Below are 7,503 nucleotides of genomic sequence, written 5' to 3'. Positions count from 1 at the left end.
GCACAGCCCTCAGCCCTTGGTCGTCCGCGTCGTCTTCTTCGCGGCGGCCTTCGTGGTCTTGGTGGCCTTGGTCGCCGCCTTCTTGGTGGCGGTGCTGTTGACCCTCTTGGTGGCGGTCTTCTTCGCCGGGGCCTGCGCCGCGACCGTCTTCTTGGCCGCCGTCCGGCGCGGTGCCGGTACCGAGGACGCGTCGCTGATGCGGTCGGCGCCGAGGACCTCCCGGAGGAACTTGCCGGTGTGGCTGGTCGGGACCCCGGCGACCTGCTCGGGGGTGCCCTCGGCGACGACCAGGCCGCCGCCCGCGCCGCCCTCGGGGCCCATGTCGACGATCCAGTCGGCGGTCTTGATCACGTCGAGGTTGTGCTCGATGACGATGACCGTGTTGCCCTTGTCGACCAGTCCGGACAGGACCGTCAGCAGCTTGCTGATGTCCTCGAAGTGCAGACCGGTGGTCGGCTCGTCCAGGACGTAGACCGTGCGGCCGGTGGAGCGGCGCTGGAGCTCGCTGGCGAGCTTGACGCGCTGGGCCTCACCGCCGGACAGGGTGGTCGCGGACTGGCCGAGCCGGACGTAGCCGAGGCCGACGTCCTTCAGGGTCTTCATGTGGCGGGAGATCGCGGGGACCGCCTCGAAGAACTCCGTGGCCTCCTCGATCGGCATGTTCAGGACGTCGGCGATGGACTTGCCCTTGTAGTGGACCTCCAGGGTCTCCCGGTTGTACCGGGCGCCGTGGCAGACCTCGCACGGGACGTACACGTCCGGGAGGAAGTTCATCTCGATCTTGATGGTGCCGTCGCCCGAGCAGTTCTCGCAGCGGCCGCCCTTGACGTTGAAGGAGAAGCGGCCGGGCAGGTAGCCGCGGACCTTCGCCTCGGTGGTCTCGGCGAACAGCTTGCGGATGTGGTCGAAGACGCCGGTGTACGTGGCCGGGTTGGAGCGCGGGGTGCGGCCGATGGGCGACTGGTCGACGTGCACGACCTTGTCGACGAGGTCGTCGCCGTCCACGCGCGTGTGCCGCCCGGGCACGCTCCTGGCGCCGTTCAGCTCACGGGCCAGGTGCGTGTACAGGATGTCGTTGACCAGGGTCGACTTGCCGGAGCCGGACACGCCGGTGACGGCGGTGAGCACGCCCAGCGGGAAGGACACGTCGATGTCCTGGAGGTTGTTCTCCCGGGCGCCGTGCACCGTGAGCTGCCGGGACGGGTCCAGCGGGCGCCGGATGTCGGGCAGCGGGATGGCCTTCTTGCCGGACAGGTACAGGCCGGTCTGGGACTCGGCGTTGGCGAGCAGCTCCTTCAGGGAGCCGCTGTGCACGACCTTGCCGCCGTGCTCACCGGCGCCGGGGCCGATGTCGACGATCCAGTCGGCGGTCTTGATGGTGTCCTCGTCGTGCTCGACGACGATGAGCGTGTTGCCCATGTCGCGCAGCCGGACCAGGGTCTCGATCAGGCGGTGGTTGTCGCGCTGGTGCAGACCGATGGACGGCTCGTCGAGGACGTACAGGACGCCGACCAGGCCGGAGCCGATCTGGGTGGCCAGGCGGATGCGCTGGGCCTCGCCGCCGGAGAGGGTGCCGGCCGCGCGGTTCAGCGAGAGGTAGTCCAGGCCGACGTCGACCAGGAACCGCAGCCGTTCGTTGACCTCCTTCAGCACGCGCTCGGCGATCTTCTTGTCGCGGGCCGTGAGCTTCAGCTCGCCCAGGAAGTCCGCGCAGTCGCTGATGGACATCGCGGAGACCTCGGCGATGGACTTGTCCATGATCGTGACCGCGAGGACGATCGGCTTCAGGCGCGTGCCCTCACAGGTGGGGCAGGGCACCTCGCGCATATAGCCCTCGAAGCGCTCACGGCTGGAGTCGCTCTCGGCCTCGCTGTGCCGACGCTTGACGAAGGGGATGGCGCCCTCGAAGGCCGTGGTGTACCGGCGCTCGCGCCCGTAGCGGTTGCGGTAGCGGACCTCGACCTGGGTCTTGTGGCCGTGGAGCAGGGCCTTCCTGGCGCGCTGCGGCAGGCCCGCGAAGGGGATGTCCGTACGGAAGCCCAGCGCGTCGGCGAGCGCGCCGATGAGGCGGCCGAAGTAGTCCTTGGTGTGGCCGTGCGACCAGGGGTGGATGGCGCCTTCGTCGAGGCTCTTGTCCTCGTCCGGGACGATCAGCTCCGCGTCGACCTCCATGCGTGTGCCGATGCCGGAGCAGTCCGGGCAGGCGCCGAAGGGCGAGTTGAAGGAGAAGGAGCGGGGCTCGAGCTCCTCGAAGGAGAGGTCGTCGTACGGGCAGTACAGGTGCTCCGAGTACATGCGCTCGCGCTCGGGGTCGTCCTCGGGGAGGTCGACGAAGTCGAGCACGACCATGCCTCCGGACAGACCGAGGGCGGTCTCCACGGAGTCGGTCAGGCGGCGCTTGGCGCCCTCCTTGACCGTGAGCCGGTCGACGACCACCTCGATGGTGTGCTTCTCCTGCTTCTTCAGCGTGGGCGGGTTCGAGAGCTGGATCGTCTCGCCGTCCACCCGCGCGCGGGAGTAGCCCTTGGTCTGGAGCTCGGCGAAGAGATCGACGAACTCGCCCTTGCGCTCGCGCACCAGCGGCGACAGCACCTGGAAGCGGCTGCCCTCCGGCAGCTCCAGGACCCTGTCGACAATGGCCTGCGGCGACTGGCGGGAGATCGGGCGGCGGCACTCGGGGCAGTGCGGCTTGCCGATGCGTGCGAAGAGCAGACGCAGGTAGTCGTAGACCTCGGTGATGGTGCCGACCGTGGAGCGCGGGTTGCGCGAGGTCGACTTCTGGTCGATCGAGACCGCCGGGGAGAGGCCCTCGATGAAGTCGACGTCCGGCTTGTCCATCTGGCCGAGGAACTGCCGGGCGTAGGAGGAGAGCGACTCCACGTAGCGCCGCTGTCCCTCGGCGAAGATGGTGTCGAATGCCAGCGAGGACTTGCCCGACCCCGACAGGCCCGTGAAGACGATGAGCGAGTCGCGCGGGAGGTCGAGCGAGACGTTCTTGAGGTTGTGCTCGCGCGCTCCACGAACGATGAGACGGTCGGCCACGCCGGTCCGCACCTTTCTTGAGAGAAGTGACAGGGGCGGGGCCCCCGTCTTTCTCAGACTAGGGGGAGCCACTGACAACGCCGGTCGGGTTCACGGGTTGACAACAAACCCCGGCTCTCCAGCATGCCCGACGTCACGTCCGACCTTATAGCACGTGCATTCGATTTACGGCACTCGTTCACCACCTTCACCCAAAGGTGTGACGGGGCTAGGGTCAGCACCATGATTGATCACGGTCATGACCTGGCGTCTGTACGTGACGCTACGGAACGGCTGCTCATCGCAGTCGGCAAACTGGACAACGCGTCTGTGACGCAGCCGTCACGGCTTCCCGGCTGGACCCGCGGCCATGTCCTCGCCCACCTCGCCCGCAACGCGGACGCCCTCGTGAACGTCCTCGAGGGGCGTTCCATGTACGTCTCCGGCGAGGCCCGGGACAGCGACATCGAGCGGGACGCCCCGCGCGCCCTCGACGTCCAGCTCGCCGACCTGCGCGAGAGCGCGGCCCGCTTCCAGGAGACCGGGGCCGCTCCGGCGGACTGGTCGCGCACGGTGGAGCTGCGCAACGGGGTCACGGACTCCGCGTCCCGGGTGCCGTTCCGGCGGTGGGTGGAGGTCGAGCTGCATCACGTGGACCTGGGGATCGGGTACGAGCTGGAGGATCTGCCGGCGGAGTTCGCCGAGCGGGAGATCGCCTTCCTGGCCGACCGGTTCGCCGGGCATCCCGACGTACCGCCCACGCGCCTCACGGACGGCACGCGCGCGTGGAGCACCGGACGGGAGCCCGGAGACGGACCCGAGGTGACCGTCACCGGTTCCCCGGCCGGTCTGCTGGGCTGGCTCGCCGGCCGCCGTGCCGGATCCGGCCTGACAGTGGCCGGGGGCCGGCTTCCCGCGCTGCCCCCGCTCTAGGACCCGGAGCTCCAGGACCGGGGCCACTCCCCCGCTATAGGCTGGCGGACATGACGTACAGCGGAGAGGTGACGGTCGGCGGGCCCGCCGACGTGCACGAGCTCAAGGACCTGATGATCACGAAGATCGCGGTCGGTCCGATGAACAACAACGCCTATCTGCTGCGGTGCCGGGCCACGGACGAGCAGTTGCTGATCGACGCCGCGAACGAGGCGGAGACACTGCTCGGCATGATCGGTGGCGACGGCATCGCGTCCGTCGTCACCACCCACCAGCACGGCGACCACTGGCAGGCACTCGCCGAGGTCGTGGCGGCCACCGGCGCCCGCACGTACGCGGGCCGGGAGGACGCCGACGGCATCCCCGTGCGGACCGACGTGCCGGTCGACGACGGCGACACCATCCGGGTGGGGCACGTGGAACTCACCGCGCGCCACCTGGTCGGGCACACGCCCGGCTCGATCGCCCTCGTCTACGACGACCCGCACGGGCATCCCCATGTGTTCACCGGGGACTGCCTGTTCCCCGGCGGTGTGGGCAACACCCACAAGGACCCCAAGGCGTTCGCCAGCCTCCTCCACGATGTCGAGACCAGGATCTTCGACGTCCTCCCGGACGAGACGTGGGTCTACCCGGGGCACGGCAACGACACGACCCTGGGAACCGAGCGCCCGCAGCTTCCGGAGTGGCACGCGCGCGGGTGGTGAAGGGCTGCGCGGGGCGCGTGCCCGTCGAGCGGTGAGCCGCGCAACACGCCCCGTGTGAATCGTTCGCACGCGCCGGTGTCGTACGTCCGCTCCCCTCTGCCCCGGTTGAGCAGTCAACTGGTGGGAGCCCCGCGCAGGATGACGGCTCCTGGGCGGATGGGCCGCCGGCCTGTCGATCCCCGCCCTCGGCCGGCGGCCCGGCTGTTCACGAGATTGCAACACCCGTTCCCACGATGCGAGCACTTACCGTCGTGACCTCGACAAACGGGCCCGTCGGCTGCCAATCTCGCGCCATGCATCCCGCCCCGCGTGCCCTGCGCCGCGCTGCCGCCGCCGTCGTCCTTCTCGCCGCCGCCGTGAGCTGTGCTCCGCAGCCGGAGGCGTCGGACGGGCCGGCGGCATCGGCCGGAAGCACCTGCGCCAAGGGCAAGTTGGCCACCCACACCTCGGGCAAGCTGACGATCGCCACCGACGAACCCGCCTACGAGCCGTGGTTCAAGGACGACGACCCCGCCGGCGGCAAGGGCTTCGAGTCTGCGGTCGCGTACGCCGTCGCCGAGCAACTCGGGTACGGCAAGGACAAGGTCGCCTGGCAGACCGTCCCGTTCAACAAGGCCTTCGCGCCCGGCGAGAAGACCTTCGACTTCGACATCAACCAGGTGTCCGTCAGCCCCGAACGCAAGAGGGCCGTGGACTTCTCGTCCGGCTACTACGACGTGCGCCAGGCCGTCGTCGCGCTGAAGGGCTCCGAGGCCGCGAAGGCGAGGAGCATCGCCGACCTGAAGGACGTGAAGCTGGGCGCCCAGGTCGGCACCACCAGTCTCGACTACATCGACGACGTGGTGAAGCCGAAGCAGGCGGCGGCCGTCTTCGGCAAGAACGACCAGGCCAAGTCCGCGCTGAAGAACGGCCAGGTCGGCGCCATCGTCGTGGACCTGCCGACGGCCTTCTACATCACCGGGGCCGAGATCACGGACGCGACGATCGTCGGCCAGTTCGAGAACCAGGGCGGTACGCCGGAGCAGTTCGGCCTCGTGCTCGACAAGGGCAGCGCGCTCACCTCCTGCGTCTCGCGGGCCGTGGACGCGCTGCGCGAGGACGGCACGCTCGCGAAGCTCGAGCAGCGGTGGCTGTCGGACGCCGTCGACGCCCCGGTGCTCAAGTGACGGTGAACAAGGCGGAGCCGGCGGAGGGCTCCGGCGAGCACGACGCGCCGGACGGGTACGTCCCCTCGCAGCGGCGCCTGGACCGTGAGCGCTACAAGCGCGCCCGCGCCCGGCGTGCCACCGCCATCGGCGCGCTCTCGACCCTCGTCACCGGAGCGGTCCTCTACCTGGTCGTCGTCAACGCGCCGGGCTGGCCGCGCACCAAGGAGACCTTCTTCGACTGGGGGTACGCGCGCGAGGCGTTCCCGAAGGTCCTCGAAGGGCTGTGGCTGAACGTCCGGCTGCTGCTGATCTGCGGTGCCGCGGTGCTCGTCCTCGGCATGCTGATCGCCGTCGCGCGTACGCTGCGCGGCCCGGTGTTCTTCCCGCTGCGCGCCCTGGCCGCCGCCTACACGGACTTCTTCCGGGGGCTGCCGCTCATCATCAACCTGATGATCGTGGTCCTCGGCGTCCCGGCACTGCGGCTCCAGGGCGTGACCGTCGACCCGGTGCTCCTCGGCGGCACCGCGCTCACCTTGACGTACTCGGCGTACGTCGCCGAGGTGTTCCGCGCCGGCATCGAGTCCGTGCATCCCTCGCAGCGCGCCGCGGCCCGCTCGCTCGGGCTCAGCAACCGGCAGGCGCTGCGCCACGTGGTACTGCCCCAGGCGGTACGGCGCCAGGTGCCGCCGCTGCTGAACGACCTGGTGTCGCTCCAGAAGGACACCGGACTCGTCTCGATCGGCGGTGCGGTGGACGCCGTACGGGCCGCCGACATCATCGTCGGCCGCAGCCTCAACTACACGCCGTACATCGTCGCGGGGCTGGTCTTCGTCGCGCTGACCATCCCCATGACCCGCTTCACGGACTGGGTGACGGCACGGATGGACCGCCGGCGGGCCCAGGGAGGAACCACATGAGCGAGACGCCCGTGCTGCGCATGGAGTCCGTCCGCAAGACCTTCGGCGGCTCGGTCGTCCTGCGGGACGTCGATCTGGAGGTGGCCCCGCACACGGTCACCGCGCTGATCGGTGCCTCCGGCTCCGGCAAGTCCACGCTGCTGCGGTGCGCGAACCTGCTGGAGGAGATCGACGACGGGGCGATCTGGCTGGACGGCGAGGAGATCACCGACCCGCGCGTCGACCAGGACGCCGTGCGCCGCCGGATCGGCGTGGTCTTCCAGTCGTACAACCTCTTCCCGCACATGACCGTCCTGGAGAACATCACGCTCGCTCCGCGCCGGGTGCACGGCCTGCCCCGCGCCGAGGCCGAGGCACGCGCGCGTGAGCTGCTGGAGCGGCTGGGGCTGGGCGGGAAGGCGGGCGAGTACCCGGACCGGCTGAGCGGCGGCCAGCAGCAGCGGGTGGCGATCGTGCGTGCCCTGGCCGTGCGCCCCCGGCTGCTGCTGCTCGACGAGATCACCGCCGCGCTCGATCCCGAGCTGGTGGGCGAGGTCCTCACGGTCGTCCGCGACCTGAAGGACGAGGGCATGACCATGATGCTGGCCACGCACGAGATGGGCTTCGCACGGGAGATCGCCGACCAGGTGTGCTTCCTGGAGGGCGGCGTGGTGCTGGAGCGCGGCACCGCCGAGCAGGTCTTCGGGGAACCACGGCAGGAGCGCACACGGCGCTTTCTGCGGCGGATCGTGGAGGCGGGCCGGCTGTAGTCAGGGCGAGGCGGGTGTAAGGGGCGCC

6 protein-coding genes are annotated in these 7,503 nt (G+C 69.9%); 5 read left to right on the top strand and 1 reads right to left on the bottom strand.

What is annotated here, in order from left to right; genetic code table 11:
• Positions 1 to 9 precede the first annotated feature (9 nt).
• The gene (uvrA, locus tag ACFTZL_RS08345) at positions 10 to 3,042 is read right to left on the bottom strand and encodes an excinuclease ABC subunit UvrA (protein WP_382579660.1); all 3,033 of its coding nucleotides are present in this window, start codon (positions 3,040 to 3,042) and stop codon (positions 10 to 12) included.
• A 222-nt stretch (positions 3,043 to 3,264) separates the two neighbouring features.
• On the opposite strand from uvrA, the gene ACFTZL_RS08340 reads away from it, so the two are divergent.
• From ACFTZL_RS08340 to ACFTZL_RS08320, 5 genes are all read left to right on the top strand, one after another.
• Positions 3,265 to 3,954, top strand: a complete 690-nt coding sequence (locus ACFTZL_RS08340) for a maleylpyruvate isomerase family mycothiol-dependent enzyme (protein WP_382579658.1) — start codon at positions 3,265 to 3,267, stop codon at positions 3,952 to 3,954.
• A 50-nt stretch (positions 3,955 to 4,004) separates the two neighbouring features.
• Positions 4,005 to 4,661, top strand: coding sequence for an MBL fold metallo-hydrolase (locus ACFTZL_RS08335; RefSeq protein WP_382579656.1), 657 nt, complete (start codon positions 4,005 to 4,007; stop codon positions 4,659 to 4,661).
• Between the two features lie 293 nt (positions 4,662 to 4,954).
• A complete protein-coding gene (locus tag ACFTZL_RS08330; RefSeq protein ID WP_382579654.1) occupies positions 4,955 to 5,827 on the top strand; it encodes an ABC transporter substrate-binding protein in 873 nt (290 codons plus the stop codon).
• Complete coding sequence (locus tag ACFTZL_RS08325) at positions 5,824 to 6,726, top strand: amino acid ABC transporter permease (protein WP_382579652.1); 903 nt, start codon at positions 5,824 to 5,826, stop codon at positions 6,724 to 6,726. The genes ACFTZL_RS08330 and ACFTZL_RS08325 overlap by 4 nt, the downstream gene beginning before the upstream one ends.
• Entirely contained in the window at positions 6,723 to 7,475 is a 753-nt protein-coding gene (locus tag ACFTZL_RS08320; RefSeq protein WP_382579650.1) for an amino acid ABC transporter ATP-binding protein, read from the top strand. Before ACFTZL_RS08325 ends, ACFTZL_RS08320 begins: the two co-directional genes overlap by 4 nt.
• The last annotated feature ends 28 nt before the right edge of the window (positions 7,476 to 7,503 follow it).

Source organism: Streptomyces sp. NPDC056948, from assembly GCF_042674225.1.
GTDB classification, from domain to species: Bacteria; Actinomycetota; Actinomycetes; order Streptomycetales; family Streptomycetaceae; genus Streptomyces; species Streptomyces purpurascens.
This window is presented reverse-complemented; position numbering and strand designations above follow the sequence as displayed.